Source organism: Belnapia arida, from assembly GCF_016773205.1.
Classification (GTDB): Bacteria; Pseudomonadota; Alphaproteobacteria; order Acetobacterales; family Acetobacteraceae; genus Belnapia; species Belnapia arida.
Window position 1 is genome coordinate 214,913 of sequence record NZ_JAETWB010000002.1, and the last position, 16,820, is coordinate 231,732.

Consider the following 16,820-nt stretch of genomic DNA (forward strand, 5'->3'; position numbering starts at 1 on the left):
GGGTGGCGAAGCCGGCAATCCGGGGAGGGCTGTGGCATGAATCAAGACAGGGGACCACGCATCGCGGTGCTCGGGCTGCATCTCGAGGCGAATGCCTTCGCCCCGCCGACCACGCATGAGGACTTTGCCCGGCAGTGCCTGGCGCGCGGCGAGGAGATCACGCGCCTCGCCCGTGCCGAAGCGAGCCACCTGCCGGCCGAGATCGGCGGCTTCTACCGGCGGATGGATGCGGCCGGCCTCTGGCAGCCGGTGCCCATCCTCATCGCCGCCGCCCCGCCCGGCGGGCCCATCGAGCAGGCGGTCCTGCTCGATTTCCTGGATGAGATCGGCCGCGGCCTCGCCGCCGCCCTGCCGCTCGACGGTGCCTATATCGCCAGCCACGGTGCCTCCTCCGCCACCGGCGACGAGGACAGCGACGGGACGCTCGCCGCGCTGGTACGCCGCATCCTCGGCCCCGCCGTGCCGGTGGTGTGCAGCCACGACCTTCACTGCAATGTGAGTGAGCGCCTGGTCGATGCCGTCGATGCGCTGGTCGTCTACCGCACCAACCCGCATGTCGACATGGCCGAGCGCGCCGCCGACTGCGCCGACCTGCTGCGCGAGATGCTGGGCGGGACGCGCATGGCGAAGGCCTTCCGCCGCCTGCCGCTGACCCCGCCCTCCGTCACCCTGCTGACCGCCGCCGGCCCCTATGCCGAGGCCATCCAGGCGGCCGAGGCGCTGATGCGGGCGGACCGCCGCATCGCCAATGCCTCGGTCGCCGCCGGCTTCGTCTTCTCCGACCTGCCGAAATGCGGAATGACGGTGACGGTCACCGCGCGCGACGGCGATGCCGCAACTGCCGAGGCCGCGGCGCAGACCCTGGCGGACCAAGTCTGGGCCGGCCATCCCCGCTACCGCCGCGACCTGACCCCCCTCGACGGGGCGGTGCGGATGGCGGTCGCGGCGGGCGAAGGCCGGGCGCCGCCCGTCTTGCTCGCCGATGTCGCCGACAATCCGGGCGGCGGCGGGCGCGGCAGTACCACCTTCATCCTGCGTTCCCTGCACGAGGCCGGTGCGGCAGGGGCCGTCGCCGGCGTGCTGGTCGACCCTGCGCTGGCGGCCGAGGCGCATGCGCTCGGCGAGGGCGCGGAATTCGAGGCCGTCTTCAACCGGGTGGAGAGCGAGTTCAGCCGCCGCTTCGCCGCCCCTGCCCGGGTGTTGGCACTGCGCGACGGACAGGACATCGGCCGGCGCGGCATCCTGGCCGGGCGGCGCTTCGACCTCGGCCCCTCGGCGCTGCTGGAGCTCGGCGGCTCCGGCCTCCGCGTCGTCGTCGGCTCGCTCCGCCGCCAGCTTGCCGAGCCGCGCATGCTCGAGATGCACGGCATCGACATCGCCACCCTGCGTTGCCTCGTGGTGAAGAGCCGCGGCCATTTCCGCGCCGGCTTCGACGAGCATTTCCCCGATGCCCGGATCATCGAGGTGGATGTCCCCGGCCTCACCAGCCCGGTGCTGGCGAATTTCGCCTGGCGGCGCCTGCCCCGGCCGGTCTTCCCGATCGATGCCGGGGTCCGCTACGGCTCGACCATCCCGCCGACCCAGGCGCAGTAGCGCTCCGCCGAACGGGCGAGCGCTGCCTTCGCGCCCGCCGCGATCTCCCGCTCATGGAAAGCGCCGTAGATGGCGTCGAAGCCGAGGCGGTCGCAATAGCCCGCCATTCGCCGCACCTCGGCCGGCGGCAGCGGGATCAGGCAGGGATAGCTCCGCATGAAGCCAAGGTGCAGCCGGTCCGGCAGCACCTGCAGGATGTCGCCCGAGAGCAGCGCCCCCTCCCCGGCCGACCAATGGGCGATGGCCCCGCCGGCGAAATGCCCACCGAGCCGGTGCAGCGTCAGGCCCGGCAGCACCGGCTGCGCATCCCCTTCCCAGAAGCGGAGGCAGGGGTCGGGCCGCATCACATGCTGTCGGTCATCGGCATGCAGCCAGACCGGCACGCCGAAGGCCCGGCCCCATTCCACCATGGTCGAGTAGTAGTGCGGGTGGCTGATGGCGATGCCCGCCAGGCCGCCGAGCGCCTGGATGATCGCCTCCGTCGCCCCATCCAGCAGGGCGATGCAGTCCCAGAGCAGGTTGCCCCCTGCCGTCCGCACCAGCAGCGCCCGCTGGCCGATGCCGAGCGCCGGCATGGGCTGCACCGCGAAGAGGTCCGGCGCCAGCCGCCGCCAGCCGTTGGCATGGCTGTCCTGAAGCCTCTCGAGGGTCGTCCAGCCCTGGCCGCGGGCCGGGACGAATTGCCGCTCATCCTCGCAGATCGGGCAATGCGGGGGCGGCGCCGCGCTCTCGGCGAACTGGACGGCGCAGGCCTGGCAGATGAAGTGCGGCATCGCCTCAGCCCCCCCGCCGCGCCTCCGCCACCATCCGCTCCAGCGTGGCGAGGTCGACCGCGCCCGGCACCAGCGCCTCGCCGATGACCAGCGCCGGCGTGCCCTCGATCCGCAGCGCCTGGGCGAGGCGGATATTGCCGTTCAGCCGCGCCTGGATGCCGGCATCGTCCATGTCCCGCCTGAGCCGCGCCCAGTCGAGCCCGGCGCGTTCCGCCTCGCGCCGCAGCACGGGCTCGGCCGGCTCCTCGCGCAGCTTCATCAGGGCGTCGTGCAGCTCGGCATACTTGCCCTGGCGCTGGGCGGCGATCAGCGCGCGGCTGGCCAGCAGGCTGTTCGGGCCGAGGATCGGCAGGTCCTTCAGCACCAGCCGCACGTCGCGCTGGCGGCGCAGCAGCTGCTCCATCGCCGGCTGCATCTGCTTGCAGTAGCCGCAGCGGACATCGAAGAACTCGACGATGGTGACGGCGCCCTGCGGATTGCCCTTCACCGGGTCTGCCGGGTCGCGGAACAGCGCCTCGCCCTGGCTGGCGATGGCCTGGCGCACCGCCCCCGCGCGCTCGCTCTGCTCCGCCTGATCCGCCGCGGCCATCGCGTCGCGGAGAATCGTCGGGTCCCGCACCAGCGCCTCGCGCAGGATGCCGACGATCTCCCGCCGCTGCTCGGGCGTGAAGCCCTGGGCCACGGCGGTGCCCACCAGGCCGAGGGCCACCAGGACAACGAGGATGCGTTTCAAGCGGGCGGCCTCCCGAGGATCGGCGCCAGTCTAGCGCGGCGCCCCGGAATCAACACCGGTTGCCGCTGATGACGAAGGCGTTTATGGCCGCGCCTGGATCAGCGCGGCACGCGGGGGCAGGCCAACGCCCCGCGCCGGCTCGACAGGGGGACCAGGCAGCAGCATGACCACCAGCGCCAGCGGCTTCAGGCGAGCCAGGCTCCTCCTGCTGGCCGCCGCCCTCGCCCTCCCCGGCTGCGGCACGGTGAACAACCTCCTCTCTCCCATCATCGGCGGCGGCCCACCGGCCGGCGCGCCCGGCTTCGTCCGCGGCTTCCTCGGCGGCGTGGCGACGGAGGACCCGGCGGCGGCGCTGATCGCCCGCAACGTGCTCGCTTCCGGCGGCACGGCGACGGATGCGGCCGTCGCGGCCGGCTTCGCCCTCGCCGTCACCCTGCCTTCCCGCGCCGGGCTCGGCGGTGGCGGCGCCTGCCTCTCCTTCGATCCGGCCAAGGGCGCGACCGAGGCCGTGCTTTTCCTCCCGGGCACCCGCGCCGCCGTCCCCGCCGGCGCCGACCGGCCAGCCGCCGTGCCGCTGCTCGCCCGCGGCCTGTTCGGCCTCTACACCCGCAACCCGGGCCGCCCCTTCGAGGAGCTAATGGCCCCGGCCGAGCAACTCGCCCGCTTCGGCACCGAGGTCAGCCGCGGCCTCGCCAGCGACCTCGCCGCCGTCTCCGGCCCGCTCTTCGCCGACCCTGGCGCGCGGGCGGTCTTCGCCCGGCCGGACGGGCAGCCGAAGGGCGCAGGCGAGACGATGGTCCAGCCGGAACTCGCCGGCACGCTCGGCCAGCTCCGCACCGCCGGCGTCGGCGACCTGCATCAGGGGACCCTCGCCCGGCGGCTGGAGATCGCCTCCCGCACCGCTGGCGGCAACCTGACGCTGGAGGAGCTGCGTGCGGGCCTGCCCAACCTCGCCGCGCCGATCGAGCTGCCCGCCCGCAACGGCGACCGCCTTGCCTTCCTGCCGCCGCCGGCCGATGGCGGGCTGGCCGCCGCCGCTACCTTCGCCGCCTTGCAGGGCGGGGCGAACCTCACCGATGCCACCCGCCGCGGCCTCGCCGCCGCCGCTGCCTGGCGCCAGGGCGGGGGCGACCCGCGGGCCATCCTCGCCGCCAGCCTGCCAGTGGCGGAGCCGGGGCCGGTCGGCGCCTCCACCGGCCTCGTCGTCTTCGACCGCAGCGGCAATGCGGTGACCTGCGCCTTCACTGTGAACAACCTCTTCGGCACCGGGCGGGTGGCGCCGGGCTTCGGCTTCCTGCTTGCCCCGGCGCCGAATATCGGCCAGGTGCGGCCGCCGCTGCTCTCGGCGGCGCTGGCCTACAACCCGAACATCAAGAGCTTCCGCCTCGCCGCCGCGGCCTCCGGGCAGGAGGCGGCGCCGGCCGGCGTGGCCGGGCCCGTGGCGCTGCAACTGCTGCGCTCCGCCGCACCGAGGGACGCCGTCGAAGGCGGCTCGCCGGAGCCGGCGCGGACCCAGCTCGCCGTCTGCCCGAACTACCTGCCGGGCTACCCGGACCGCTGCTCCATCGTCACCGACCCGCGCGGCGCCGGCGTCGCGCTGGGCGCGATCGACCAGTAGCGCCATGCCTCTCAAGGTCGGCCGCGGGGCCGCGGCACCGCCCTTCCTGGTGATGGATGTCATCGCCGCGGCCAATGCGCGGGCGGCGGTGCTGCCCGCCGGCGCCTTCCCGGACGGGCTCGGCATCCTGCGGATGGAGGTCGGCCAACCTGGCACCGGCGCCCCGCGCGGCGCGGCCGAGGCGGTGGTGGCGGCGCTCGAGGCCGGGGCGCCCATGGGCTACACGGAAGCCTTCGGCCTCCGCTCGCTGCGGGAGCGCATCTCGACGCATTACGCCGAGCGCTACAGCGCCGCGGTGCCGGCGGAGCGCATCGCGGTGACGGTCGGCGCCTCGGGCGCCTTTCCGCTGGCCTTCCTCGCCGCCTTCGACCCCGGCGATGCGGTGGCCATGGCGGCGCCCTACTACCCGCCTTACGTCAACATCCTGACCGCGCTCGGCATGCGTCCGCAGATCCTCCCCTGCGACGCCTCGACCCGCTGGCAGCCGACGCTCGCCATGCTGGAGGCGCTCGACCCCCGCCCCGCCGGCCTGATCCTCGCCAGCCCCTGCAATCCCGCCGGGACCATGCTGCCGGCCGAGGAGTTCATCGCCATCGCCCGCTGGTGCGAGGCGGAGGCGGTGCGGCTGGTCTCGGACGAGATCTACCACGGCCTGACCTACGGCACGGTGGAGGAGCGGACGGCGGCCGCCCATCCCAGCAGCGCCGTCGTGGTCAACAGCTTCTCCAAATACTTCTCGATGACCGGCTGGCGCATCGGCTGGCTGGTGCTGCCGGAGGACCTGGTCCGTCCGGTGGAATGCCTGGCGCAGAACCTCTTCATCAACGCGCCTCATGTCGCCCAGGTCGCCGCCGAGGCCGCCTTCGCCTGCCGGCCGGAGCTCGAGGCCAACCTCGCCCGCTACCGCCGCAACCGCGATGCGCTGCTCGTCGGCCTACCCGCGGCCGGGCTCGACCGGCTCTCGCCGGCGGACGGCGCCTTCTATCTTTGGGCGGATGTCGGCCACCTGACCAATGACAGCCCGGACTTCTGCCGCCGCCTGCTGGCCGAGGCCGGCATCGCGGCGACGCCCGGCGTCGATTTCGACGCGGAGCGGGGCGGGCGTTTCCTCCGCCTCTCCTATTGCGGGCCGGAAGCAGCGATGGCGGCGGCCCCGGCGCGAATCACCCGCTTCCTTCAGCGGTAACGGCGCCGTGTAGTTCCGTTGCTGGAAGTTATCTTTTTAGTTGATAAAACCTTACCCGTGTGAGCCGTCTCGCGTGAGGCGTGCCCAGCAGCCGAAACGGCGCATCACGGGGAGATCGCATGCCTGGGCCGTTCCGCAGCCTCGCCATATGGCAGGTCGTGCTGGGGTTTCTGCTCGCGCCTGCCCTGGCCAAGGCGCAGCTCACCACGGCGACACCCGCCTGTACCCGGAGCTGCGAGGCCGCCTCGCCCAGTATCCGTGCTAATCCGTCACCCGTGCAGGCCTGCCTGATCCGCTGCGTCGCCGGGCAGAATTTCCAGCGCAGCGGCGGCCAGGCCGCCTTCGCGGGCCGCAGCGTGCCGACCCATGACCCGAACCACGCCGCGTTGCGCGGCCCGACCGGGCAACGCCTGGCCTCGATCGGCAACGGCCCCTACACGCCGCAGGTGCGCGGCCTCGCCGCCCTGCCGGTACCGCCGGCGCATGGCGGGCCCGGGAGCACGGGCGGGCGGAGCGGCGCCGTCTACCTCGCCCCGGCTCCCAGCGGCAGCTTCGGCCTGACCTATGGCATGACCGATCGCATCGCCGCCCATGGCCAGGCGGAGCGGCGCTGCCAGGCCCAGGGTACCGCCTGCCGCCTCGTCTTGGAATTCACCGACCGCTGCGGCGCGGTGGCGCAGGCGCGGCGGAGCAACGGGCTGGTCCGCACCGCCGACCCGAGCACCTACACCATCACCTATGCCGCCGGCGGCTCTGGCCCGACCCGCGAGGCGGCGGAGAGCCATGCGATGGCCAGTTGCGGCAACCGCGACCGCAGCACCGCCTGCGAGGTCGTCGCCAGCGGCTGCGGCGGCTGACCCTTTACCAGCCATGCAGGGCGAGGCTGTCGGCCGGCGCCTGCTCGCGCCGCTCCGCCATCCCGTAGTCGCGCAGCACGGCGGCGACGCGCAGCCTGTAGCCGGCGAAGATGCCCGCCCGCCCCGCCGCCTGGCTGTCGCGGTGGGTCTCGTGGTTGCGCCAGCAGGCGACCGCCGCGTCATCCTCCCAGAAGGAGAGGCTCAGCAGCCGCGCCGGGTTGGTCAGGCTGCGGAAGCGCTCGACCGAGATGAAGCCCGGCACTTTCTCCAGCTCGGGCTTCAGCCGGGCAGCGTGGTCCAGGTACTCGTCGAAGCGGCCCTCGGCCGGCTCGACCTCGAAGATGACGGCGATCATGCAGGTCCTCCCAAGGCCGACCCTGCCACGCCGCGCGGCGCCTGTCCTTCGCCCCATGGCGAAGCACCAAGCCACGATCCGCGCTAGGCTTGGAGTCATGACCAGCCCCGCCGCCTTCGCCGCCACCGCCGTCCTCCTCGCCGACCCGGCACGGGCCGCCATGCTGACGGCGTTGCTTTCGGGCGAAGCGCTGACCGCCAGCGAGTTGGCCCGCGTCGCCGGCATCGGCGCCCCGGCGGCGAGCGCGCATCTCGGCCGCCTCGTCAAGGGCGGGTTGATCGCCGTCCATCCGCAAGGGCGGCACCGCTATCATCGCCTGGCCTCGGAGGAGGTGGCGGCGATGCTGGAAACCCTCGGCGGCCTCACCGAAGCCGTCTCCCCGGCGCGACGCTGGCCGCATGGCGAGGCCTTCCGCACCGCCCGGCTCTGCTACGATCATCTGGCCGGGCGCCTCGGCGTCGCCCTGCATGCGGGGTTGACCGGCCAGAGCTGGATCGTCCCGACAGCCGGGGGCTGGGTGGCGACGGAAGCAGGCGAGGTCGGTCTCACCGCCATGGGCGTCGACCTGGCAGCGGCCCGCACCGCGCGACGCTTCGCCTGCGATTGCATGGACTGGTCGGAGCGCCGCGCCCATCTGGCCGGCGGCCTCGGGCGGGAGATCGCCGCCTGCTGCCTGCGCCGCCATTGGCTCACCCGCATCCCGGCGGAGCGGGAGGGCGACCCGCTCGCCCGCCGCCGCCTGCGCATGACGCCGGAAGGGGCACGGCGGCTCGGCGAGGCGCTCGGCATCGCCGCATGAGCCCCGGGACGCGCCTGCTGCTGGCGCTGACGCTGATGACCAGCGCCAGCCAGTTCCACCGCGCCGCGCTCGGCGTCATCGGCCCGGAGCTGGCACGCGACCTCGGCGCCGGGCCGGGGCTGCTCGGCGCGGCGAACGGCGCCTTCTTCCTGGCGCTGCTCGTGTTGCAGATCCCGGTCGGCCTCGCCCTCGACCGCATCGGCCCGCGCCTGACCGTCGCCGCGCTAAGCCTGCCGGCGGCGGCGGGGGCGCTTGCGCAGGGGCTGGCGCCGGATGCGGCCTCATTCCTGGCCGGGCGCTTCCTGCTCGGCCTCGGCTGCGCCGCTTCCTTCATGGCGAGCGTGGTGCTCTGCGCCCGCTGGCATGCCGGCGAGGGGCTGACGACGGCCCTCGCCCGAGTCTTCGCCTTCAGCCAGATCGGCATCCTGCTGGCCGGCGCCCCCTTCGCCTGGGCGGCTTCGCCGCTGGGCTGGCGTGGGGCCTACGCGCTCTCGGCCGCGCTCACCCTCGGCCTTGCCGCGTTGTGGTGGGGCTGGGTCCGCGATGACCCGCCGGACCGCCCAGCACCTGCGCGGCCCCACGAGACGCTGGCCGGGGCGCTCCGCGGCCAGCTCACCGTCTGGACCACGCCGGGGCTGCTGCCGGTGCTGGCGATGCACCTTGTCGGTTATGCGGCGATGGCGACGGTGCTGGCGGTCTGGGCCGGACCCTACCTGTCCGAGGTGCATGGCCTGGCCCCCGGCCCGCGCGGCGCGGTGCTTGGGGCGATGGGGCTGGCGCTGGTGCTCGGCCTGCTCGGCGTCGGGCCGCTGGAGCGCCGGCTGAACACGCGGAAATGGCTGGTGGCGGGGATGGCGGGCGGGGCCGTGCTGGTGCTGCTGGCGCTCGCCCTCTGGCCGCAGGCGCCGCTGCCGGTGGCGGCGGGGCTGCTGGTGCTGCTCTGCCTGCTGAGCTGCTACCCGGTGGTGGTGGTGGCGCAGGGGCGGTCGCTCTTTCCCGACCATCTGGTCGGGCGCGGGGCGACGACGGTGAACCTGGCGCAGACGCTGGGCAGCGCCGCGCTGCCGGCGATGACCGGGTGGGCCGTGGCAGCCGCCCCGGCCGGCACGGCTTGGCCCGTGGCTTTCGCTACCCTGGCGGGCGCGCTGGCCCTGGGCCTCGCCGGCTACCTGACCGGCGCCGATTCACCGCCCCGGCGCTGAACTCCTTCAGGCCCTTCGGTCTCTGGCGGGACGAAATCGAGGAGGGCTCTGCCCTCCTCGATCCTGGCTTATCGCCGCCACCAGCCTCGCCGCTTCGGGGCTGCCTCATCCAGCGCATCGACGCTGACCGGCTGGATGACGGGCCCTTGCACCACTTCGGGCTCCGGCTCCGGCACCGGAGCGGGCTCGGCTGCGACGGGCTCCGGCGCTGGCTCGGGCGCCGGCTCCGGGGCTGCGGCGACCGGAGCGTCGGCGACAGGCGCTTCCACGACCAGCGCTTCCACGACCGGGGCGGCTTCAACCTCGGACTCCGGCGGCGGAGGCGCAACCTCGGCGGCCGGCTCGGGTGCCGGCGGCGGGGCGGCGCGGGCCGAGCGGCGGGCCGCGGCGGCCGCTTCGGCCGCAGCCTCGGCGGCCTCCATCGCGGCCATGATGTCGTCGACATGGCCGGCGAAGGGATCGGCCGGGGTCGGGCCGGTGTAGCGCGGCTTCGGGGCCGGCTCGGCCTCCTGCGGAGCAGCCTCCTCGCCCTCGCGCGGGGTGCCGGCCCGTGGGCCACGGCGGCCGCGGCGGCGGCGGCGGGGGCCATCGCGGCCGCCCTCGCCCTCGCCCTCGGCGTCGGGCTGTCCTGCCGTCTCGGCAGGCTCCTCCGTGACGGCGACAGCCTCGGCGGCGGCGATGGCCTCGGGGAGAGGCTCGGCGGCGGCAGGCGCTTCGGCCTGCTCCTCCTCGCTCTCACCTTCCTCCTCGCTGTCGCCCTCGGCTTGGCCGTTCGCCTGGGCACCCTCGCCCCGCTGGCCATTGCCGCGACGGCGACGACGGCGGCGGCGGCGCTCGCCCTGGCGCTCGGCCTCGGCGCGCTCGGCCTCGCTGGCCTCGGCCGGCGCAGCGGCCTCGACGGCTTCCTCGGCCTCGGCCTCAGCCTCGACTTCCGCCTCGGGCTCCGGCTCGGGTTCCGGGGCGTAGTCCATGCGGAGCGCGCTGGGCGCCTCGGGGATGCGGCCCGGCTCGGCGGCGCGCAGTCGCTCCAGCCGGAAGGCAGGCGGCATCAGCGTGTCGTCCGGCTCGAAGACGACGGACATGCCGAAGCGTGCCTCGATCGCCTGCAGACGCTCGCGCTTCCGATTCAGCAGGTAGAAGGCGACCTGCGAGGCGACATGGACGCAGATCTCGGCGGAGCGGCGGCGCGCCGCCTCCTCCTCGATGCCGCGCAGCACCTGCAGCGCGCTGCTCTCTAGGCTGCGGACCTGGCCGCGGCCCTGGCAATGCGGGCAGGTGACGAAGGTGGTCTCGGTCAGCGAGGGCCGGAGCCGCTGCCGCGACATCTCCAGCAGGCCAAAATGGCTGATGCGCCCGACCTGGATGCGGGCGCGGTCATGCTTCAGCGCCTCCTTCACCCGGCGCTCGACCATGGCGTCGTGCTTGGCCGACTCCATGTCGATGAAGTCGATGACGATGAGGCCGGCGAGGTCGCGCAGGCGGAGCTGGCGCGCGATCTCGTCGGCGGCTTCCAGGTTGGTGCGGAGCGCCGTGTCCTCGATATGCCGCTCGCGGGTGGAGCGGCCGGAGTTCACGTCGATGGCGACCAGCGCCTCGGTCTGGTTGATGACCAGGTAGCCGCCGGAGCGGAGCTGGACCATCGGCGAGTGCATTGCGTCGAGCTGCGCCTCGACCTGGTGCCGGGCGAAGAGGCCGCCGTCGCGGAACAGCTGGATCTTCCTGGCATGCTGCGGCATCAGCATGCGCATGAACTCGCGCGCCTCCTGGAAGGCGTCCTCGCCATCGACGAGGATCTCCTCGACGTCGCGGGCATAGACGTCGCGGATGGAGCGCTTGATGAGGTCGGCTTCCTCGTAGATCAGCGCGGGCGCCGTGGAGGCCATGGTGCGGTCGCGGATGTTGTCCCAGAGCCGCAACAGGTATTCGCAGTCGCGCCGGATCTCGGGTTTCGGCCGCTGCGCGCCGGCGGTGCGGACGATGAGGCTCATGCCGCCCGGCAGGCTGAGTTCGTCGATCACCTCGCGCAGGCGCTTGCGGTCGGTGACGGAGGTGATCTTGCGGGAGACGCCGCCGCCGCGGGGCGAGTTCGGCATCAGCACGGAGAAACGGCCGGCGAGCGAGATATAGGTGGTGAGCGCCGCACCCTTCGTGCCGCGCTCCTCCTTCACCACCTGGACCAGCATGATCTGCCGGCGGCGGATGACTTCCTGGATCTTGTAGTGGCGGAGGAAGCGGGGCGGGATGCGCCGCTCGCGGGAGACCTCTTCCGGGCCTTCGCCGCCGATGGTCTCGGGGGCGGGGGCGTCCTCGTCCTCCTCGTTGTCCTCTTCGGCCCGGTGGTCATGGCCGTTGGGAAGGGCGCCGTTGGCAACGGGGATGGAAAGCTCGGGCTGTTCACCCTCGCCCGGGGCGGGCGCCAAGGCCGGCTCGGGCGCAGCTTCGAAGCGGGCCTCGGCGGCGATCTCGATGGGGCTGCCGGAGGCGGGGGCTTCGGCAGCAGGCTCCGCTGCGGCGGGCGGGTCCGCCTCCGGGAACGGCGGCTCCGCCGCGGGCTCGGCGGCCAAATCCGCCTCGACTCCAACGGCCGGTTCCGCTTCGGCTGTCGGCTCCGCCTCGGGGGCAACGGCCTCGGCCGGCGGGGCCTCGGGGGCCGCTTCGGGCTCGACGGCGGCGGCTTCCAGGGCATCGGCGAGGGCGGCTTCGCGCTCCTCCGATTCCTCCTCTTCGCGCGCCTCGGCGGCCTGCATCTCGATCAGCCGCTGCCGGTCGGCGACGGGGATTTGGTAGTAGTCGGGGTGGATCTCGCTGAAGGCGAGGAAGCCGTGGCGGTTGCCGCCATATTCCACGAAGGCGGCCTGGAGGCTGGGCTCAACCCGGACCACCTTGGCCAGGTAGATATTGCCCTTGAGGGGCAGTCGGCTCGCGGCCTCGAGGTCGAATTCCTCCAGCCGGTTGCCGTCCAGCACCACCACGCGGGTCTCTTCCGCGTGGGATGCGTCGATCAGCATGCGCTTTGTCATCGAAGCGGTGGCTCCACGCCGCGCGGCACCGGGGTGCGGCACGGCGGATCGGGGTGGCGTGACCCGAAGGCGAGGGATGGCGCGACGCGGCCCGCTATCGCGGAGCGGGGGGCCACACGCTGGCGGCCCTCCTCTCCGGTCCACCGGGCTTCGATCCTGGTGACCTGCATCCTCCCGCTGATCGGCGCCCTATGCGGCCAATCGCGGGGGCAGGGCACGAGCGTCATGCGCCCATCCATCCTCCTCCGGCGGGGGCCGGGGCCCGGGCTGCCGCCGCGCCGAAAGCGGCGCAAGGCATCGGCCCAGGGCGGCACCCCAGGGTTCGCGCCCCCGGTGCCAGACCCGCGGGACGGGGCTGGGGCGACGTCGGCCACGCTTGCACCAGGGACGCCCCGAAGGATTGGAAAGGGGCGCCAAGGGTCCGCACGCGACACGTCCCGCATGGCGACGAAGGCGGCGTCCCGGGCAGCCCCACCGACGCCATGCCCCAGGGCGGACCCAGGGGCCTGTCGGGGAACCGTGGCGGGTGGCGGCCCGGCGAAACGCGGAGGCGGCTACCGCCCCCCATGCCGGACTGCCGCGAACCGCACCGCAGGCCCGGCGGACCGGTCCGGTCCATGGCCTGCAGGCGCGGAAGCGCCGTAATCCTCCGCCGACAGCGGGCGCCGCCGGGGCAAGGCACCATAAGGGAGGGGTTTCGCTTCCACAAGGCTGACGCAACCGTCATCTGCACCACCAGTGGTGGCATCGCCCGTATTCTGGTCATAACGACGCCTTAGAAGGGGGCAATGCCCGGCGATGCGGCTTCACCCGCTACTGGCCGGAGGCTAGATTGGCGCCGCAACGCTGGGGGGCGTGGCATCGATGACCGAAGGGGATGGCCGGTTTCGGCTGGGGCGGCGCGGGCTGATCGCCGGCGCCGCAGGACTGATTCTGCCCGGCCTCGCCGAGGCCGCGGCGCCGCAGGCGCAGCTCAGCGCGGCGCGGGGCGAGACGCGGATCACCCTGCCCATCGGGCCGGGCATCGCCTGGCGCGTCTCCGCGACGCTGCGCCCGGCGCGGCTAGTGGTCGAATTGCCCAACCAGCGCTGGCGCGGCCCGGCCCGGCTGTCCGGCGCCGGCCTCGTCACCGAGGCACGGCGCGAAGGCAGCGGCGGCACGCAGACGCTCATCCTGGCGCTGGCCGGGCCGGTCGCGGCGCCGCAGGTGGCGGCCGCGCCGGGCCAGCTCATCATCAGGCTGCGGCCCGGGCCGGCGGAGGAGTTCGCCCGGCTCGCCCATGGCCGGCCGCTCGCCACCGCAGCCCTGCCGCCGCGCGGCCCGCTGCCGCTGGTGATGCTCGATGCCGGGCATGGCGGGCGCGACCCGGGGACGATCGGCAGGCAGGGCACCCATGAGAAGCGCATCACCCTCGCCGCGGCGCTGGAACTCAAGCGCCAACTGGAGGCCGCCGGCCGCTGCCGCGTGGCGCTGACCCGCGGGCGCGACGTCTTCATCCCGCTCGGCAGCCGGGTGGAGATGGCGCGGCGGCGGGAGGCGGCGCTCTTCCTCTCGCTGCATGCCGACAGCGCGCCGGGGGCGCGAGGGGCAAGCGTCTACACCCTCTCCGAGACGGCGACGGACAGCCTGGCGGCCGGCCTCGCCCGCCGGGAGAACCAGGCGGACCGCAACGGCGGCCTCCGCCTGCCGAGCGTCTCGCCCGAGGTGCAGCGCATCCTGCTCAGCCTGATCCGGCAGGAGACGCGCGCCGGCTCGGAGCGGATGGCACGGCTGGTGGTGGACTCGCTGGAGGGCGAGATGGCGCTGCTGCCGAATACCCACCGGCGCGCCGGATTCGTCGTGCTGAAGGCGCCCGACGTGCCGGCGGCGCTGGTGGAGATGGGCTTCCTGTCCAACGCGCAGGACGAGGCGGCGCTGAACCGGGCGAGCCACCGGGCCAAGGTCGCCACGGCGCTGGCGGAGGCGATCCACGGCTTCCTCGGCGCGTCCGGCGCGGTGGTGGCAGGAGGCTGAGGCAGGCCGCACTTCTGCGTGGCGGCGGCGGGCCGGGGGCCTATATCTCGCCTGGTTGCGTGGCCGCCCGCCCCGCGACGCTGTATTGGGACCGCCATGTCGCCGCCTGATTACCGCCCCGAGCCCGCCCTCGACATCGCGCCGCCGCCCCCGCCGCCGCGCGACCCGCCGCCCAGGGAGAAGAAGCGGCGGCGGACACCCTTCCGCGGCGTCTTCGGCGGGCTGCTGATGCTGCTGGCCGTCGGCCTGGCGGGCGGGGCGGTGGCCGGCTACGGGCTCTATCGCCAGGTGGCGGCCGACCTGCCCGATTACCGCTGGCTGGCCGATTACCAGCCGCCGCAGATGTCGCGCATCTATGCCGCCGACAGCAGGCTGCTGGCGGAGCTGGCCACCGAGCGGCGCGTCTTCGTGCCCATCGAGGCGATCCCCCGCCCCTTGCAGGCGGCCTTCGTCAGCGCCGAGGACCAGCGTTTCTGGGAGCATCACGGCGTCGACCCGATCGGCATCCTGCGCTCGGTGCTGACGGCGGTCGAGAATTACGGCAGCGGGCGGCGGCTCGGCGGCGCCTCGACCATCACCCAGCAGGTGGCGAAGAACATGCTGGTCGGCGCCGACCGCACGCTGACGCGCAAGCTGCGCGAGGCGATCCTCGCCATCCGCATCGAGGAGACGCTGCCGAAGGACCGCATCCTCGAGCTGTACCTGAACGAGATCTTCCTCGGCTACCAGGCCTACGGCGTGGCGGCGGCGGCGCAGGCCTATTTCAACAAGGGGCTCGACGAGCTGACGCTTGGCGAGAGCGCCTTCCTCGCCGTGTTGCCGAAGGGGCCGAACAACTACAACCCCATGCGCTTCCCCGAGGCGGCGCGCGCCCGGCGCGACTGGGTGCTGGACCGCATGGCCGAGGACCGGGCGATCACCCCGGCCGAGGCGGCGGCGGCCAAGGCCGAGCCCATCATCCCCCGCCCGGTGAGGCGGCCCGAGGTGCTGCCGGTCGGCCAGTACTTCACCGAGGATGTGCGGCGGGAGCTTTCGACGCGCTTCGGGCCGGAGCAGACGACGGCGGGCGGCCTCGTCGTCCGCACCAGCCTCGACCCGTCCCTGCAAGCGGCGACCGAGGGCGCGCTGCGCGCCGGGCTGCTCGGCTATGACCGCCGGCGCGGCGGCTTCCGCGGACCGGTGGCGAAGATCTCCGCGAGCCCGACCGAATGGCTGCCGGCGCTGGAAGCCGCCCAGCGGCCGGGCGGCGCGCTGCCCGAATGGAAGCTCGCCGTAGCACTCGAGGTCAGGGACCGCGAGGCGAGGCTTGGCTGGATCGAGCGGCCGGACCCGCGCGGGCCGGCGCAGCCGCGCACCGGCACCATGCCGATCGAGGAGTCGGCCTGGGCGCGGCGGGCGCTCGGCGAGGGGCGGCTCGGCCCCGTGCCGCGGCGGATGCAGGATGTACTGGCGCCGGGCGATGTCGTCCTCGTCGAGGTGCAACCGGGCCAGCCGGCGCAGGGCCGCGCGCCGGCGCGGGCGGAGCGGCTGGCGCTGCGGCAGATCCCGCAGGTGGAGGGCGCCATCGTCGCGCTCGACCCCAGCACCGGGCGCGTGCTGGCCATGGCCGGCGGCTGGTCCTTCGAGAAGAGCCAGTTCAACCGTGCCACCCAGGCGCAGCGGCAGCCTGGCTCCTCCTTCAAGCCCTTCGTCTACCTGCCGGCGCTGGAGGCCGGCATCCCGCCGACGCAGCGCTTCCTCGACGCGCCGATCGAAATCAACACGCCGCAGGGCGTGTGGCGGCCGGGCAACTATGGCGATGGCGTCAGCAACAGCTACGTCTCCATCCGCACCGCGCTCGAGAAGTCGCTGAACCTCGTCACCATCCGCGTGGCGCAGGACGTCGGCATGGACAAGGTGGCGAAGACGGCGGCGGATTTCGGCGTCATCCCCAACATGCCGCGGTATCTTGCTATGTCGCTCGGCTCGGGCGAGACGACGGTGCTGCGGATGGCGGCCGGCTATGCGGCCTTCGCCAACGGCGGACGCGAGGTGGCACCGACGCTGATCGACAGCGTGCAGGACCAGCGCGGCCGGGTGATCTGGCGCAGCGACACGCGGGCCTGCGCGGCCTGCAATGCCACCTCGCCAAGCGAGGGGCCGCCGGAGCTGGTGGACAACCGGCGGCAGATCACCGATCCAATCGCGGCCTACCAGATGGTCAACCTGCTGACGGGCGTGGTGCAGCGCGGCACCGGCACGGCAGCGGGGAAAGGCCTCAACCGGCCGATCGCCGGCAAGACCGGCACGACGAACGACTATGTCGACAACTGGTTCGTCGGCTTCACGCCGGACATCGTCGTCGCCGTCTGGATGGGCTTCGACGAGCCGCGGAGCCTGGGCAATGGCGAGACGGGCGGCGGCAATGCGGCGCCGATCTTCCATGATGTGCTGGGGGCGGCGTTGCAGGGCAGCCCGCCGGTACCCTTCCGCGCGCCGCCGGGCGTCGCGCTGGTGCGGATGCAGGCGGGCAACGGGCAAAGCATCATGGAGGCCTTCCGGCCGGGCACCGAGAACGCAGCCCGGCCGCCGGAGGAGGATCCGGCACGGGGAACGGCCGTGGGACTGGACCGGGGGCTGGGCGGGCTCTACTAGAGCATTTTCCGTTCGTACCGGCTCACGGATCCCGCTC

The 16,820-nt window shown here is 73.8% G+C and carries 12 protein-coding genes; 8 read left to right on the forward strand and 4 right to left on the reverse strand.

Annotation, left to right across the window (positions count from 1 at the left end; genetic code table 11):
* Positions 1-36 precede the first annotated feature (36 nt).
* A complete protein-coding gene (locus JMJ56_RS08020; RefSeq protein WP_202831102.1) occupies positions 37-1,593 on the forward strand; it encodes a M81 family metallopeptidase in 1,557 nt (518 codons plus the stop codon).
* Here the strand turns inward: JMJ56_RS08020 and JMJ56_RS08025 are convergent.
* Positions 1,557-2,366: an MBL fold metallo-hydrolase gene (locus JMJ56_RS08025; protein WP_202831103.1), complete on the reverse strand. Its 810-nt coding sequence runs from the start codon at positions 2,364-2,366 to the stop codon at positions 1,557-1,559. The two genes, JMJ56_RS08020 and JMJ56_RS08025, sit on opposite strands and share 37 nt — an antisense overlap.
* Positions 2,367-2,370: 4 nt before the next feature.
* Positions 2,371-3,099 carry a DsbA family protein gene (locus JMJ56_RS08030; RefSeq protein ID WP_236037557.1) on the reverse strand — a complete coding sequence of 243 codons (729 nt, stop codon included), beginning with the start codon at positions 3,097-3,099 and terminating at the stop codon, positions 2,371-2,373.
* A gap of 163 nt (positions 3,100-3,262) precedes the next feature.
* Between JMJ56_RS08030 and JMJ56_RS08035 the strand changes: the two genes are divergently transcribed.
* From JMJ56_RS08035 to JMJ56_RS08045, 3 genes are all read left to right on the forward strand, one after another.
* Complete coding sequence (locus tag JMJ56_RS08035) at positions 3,263-4,717, forward strand: gamma-glutamyltransferase (protein ID WP_202831104.1); 1,455 nt, start codon at positions 3,263-3,265, stop codon at positions 4,715-4,717.
* Positions 4,718-4,721: 4 nt separating this feature from the next.
* Positions 4,722-5,903 carry a pyridoxal phosphate-dependent aminotransferase gene (locus JMJ56_RS08040; RefSeq protein WP_202831105.1) on the forward strand — a complete coding sequence of 394 codons (1,182 nt, stop codon included), beginning with the start codon at positions 4,722-4,724 and terminating at the stop codon, positions 5,901-5,903.
* 119 nt (positions 5,904-6,022) lie between these two features.
* Positions 6,023-6,760 (forward strand): DUF4189 domain-containing protein, encoded by a 738-nt coding sequence (locus tag JMJ56_RS08045; RefSeq protein ID WP_202831106.1) that lies wholly within the window; start codon positions 6,023-6,025, stop codon positions 6,758-6,760.
* A gap of 4 nt (positions 6,761-6,764) precedes the next feature.
* Here the strand turns inward: JMJ56_RS08045 and JMJ56_RS08050 are convergent, their stop codons facing one another.
* Positions 6,765-7,115, reverse strand: coding sequence for an antibiotic biosynthesis monooxygenase family protein (locus JMJ56_RS08050; protein WP_202831107.1), 351 nt, complete (start codon positions 7,113-7,115; stop codon positions 6,765-6,767).
* Between the two features lie 97 nt (positions 7,116-7,212).
* Between JMJ56_RS08050 and JMJ56_RS08055 the strand changes: the two genes are divergently transcribed.
* Complete coding sequence (locus JMJ56_RS08055; RefSeq protein WP_202831108.1) at positions 7,213-7,914, forward strand: ArsR/SmtB family transcription factor; 702 nt, start codon at positions 7,213-7,215, stop codon at positions 7,912-7,914.
* On the forward strand, positions 7,911-9,116 hold the full coding sequence (locus tag JMJ56_RS08060) for an MFS transporter (protein ID WP_202831109.1): 1,206 nt from the start codon (positions 7,911-7,913) through the stop codon (positions 9,114-9,116). Before JMJ56_RS08055 ends, JMJ56_RS08060 begins: the two co-directional genes overlap by 4 nt.
* 68 nt (positions 9,117-9,184) lie before the next feature.
* On the opposite strand, the gene JMJ56_RS08065 is transcribed toward JMJ56_RS08060, so the two are convergent.
* Positions 9,185-12,136: an Rne/Rng family ribonuclease gene (locus JMJ56_RS08065; protein ID WP_202831110.1), complete on the reverse strand. Its 2,952-nt coding sequence runs from the start codon at positions 12,134-12,136 to the stop codon at positions 9,185-9,187.
* An 864-nt stretch (positions 12,137-13,000) separates the two neighbouring features.
* Here JMJ56_RS08065 and JMJ56_RS08070 point away from each other — a divergent pair.
* A complete protein-coding gene (locus JMJ56_RS08070) occupies positions 13,001-14,149 on the forward strand; it encodes an N-acetylmuramoyl-L-alanine amidase family protein (protein WP_202831111.1) in 1,149 nt (382 codons plus the stop codon).
* Positions 14,150-14,245: 96 nt separating this feature from the next.
* Positions 14,246-16,783 carry a penicillin-binding protein 1A gene (locus JMJ56_RS08075; protein ID WP_202831112.1) on the forward strand — a complete coding sequence of 846 codons (2,538 nt, stop codon included), beginning with the start codon at positions 14,246-14,248 and terminating at the stop codon, positions 16,781-16,783.
* The last annotated feature ends 37 nt before the right edge of the window (positions 16,784-16,820 follow it).

Excerpts from the sequence above, each read along its gene's own strand:
- JMJ56_RS08075 (WP_202831112.1), top strand. The coding sequence starts at position 14,246 with ATGTCGCCGCCTGATTACCGCCCCGAGCCCGCCCTCGACATCGCGCCG.
- JMJ56_RS08045 (WP_202831106.1), top strand. The coding sequence starts at position 6,023 with ATGCCTGGGCCGTTCCGCAGCCTCGCCATATGGCAGGTCGTGCTGGGG.
- JMJ56_RS08040 (WP_202831105.1), top strand. The coding sequence starts at position 4,722 with ATGCCTCTCAAGGTCGGCCGCGGGGCCGCGGCACCGCCCTTCCTGGTG.
- JMJ56_RS08025 (WP_202831103.1), bottom strand. The coding sequence starts at position 2,366 with ATGCCGCACTTCATCTGCCAGGCCTGCGCCGTCCAGTTCGCCGAGAGC.
- JMJ56_RS08035 (WP_202831104.1), top strand. The coding sequence starts at position 3,263 with ATGACCACCAGCGCCAGCGGCTTCAGGCGAGCCAGGCTCCTCCTGCTG.
- JMJ56_RS08065 (WP_202831110.1), bottom strand. The coding sequence starts at position 12,136 with ATGACAAAGCGCATGCTGATCGACGCATCCCACGCGGAAGAGACCCGC.
- JMJ56_RS08055 (WP_202831108.1), top strand. The coding sequence starts at position 7,213 with ATGACCAGCCCCGCCGCCTTCGCCGCCACCGCCGTCCTCCTCGCCGAC.
- JMJ56_RS08050 (WP_202831107.1), bottom strand. The coding sequence starts at position 7,115 with ATGATCGCCGTCATCTTCGAGGTCGAGCCGGCCGAGGGCCGCTTCGAC.
- JMJ56_RS08020 (WP_202831102.1), top strand. The coding sequence starts at position 37 with ATGAATCAAGACAGGGGACCACGCATCGCGGTGCTCGGGCTGCATCTC.
- JMJ56_RS08060 (WP_202831109.1), top strand. The coding sequence starts at position 7,911 with ATGAGCCCCGGGACGCGCCTGCTGCTGGCGCTGACGCTGATGACCAGC.
- JMJ56_RS08070 (WP_202831111.1), top strand. The coding sequence starts at position 13,001 with ATGACCGAAGGGGATGGCCGGTTTCGGCTGGGGCGGCGCGGGCTGATC.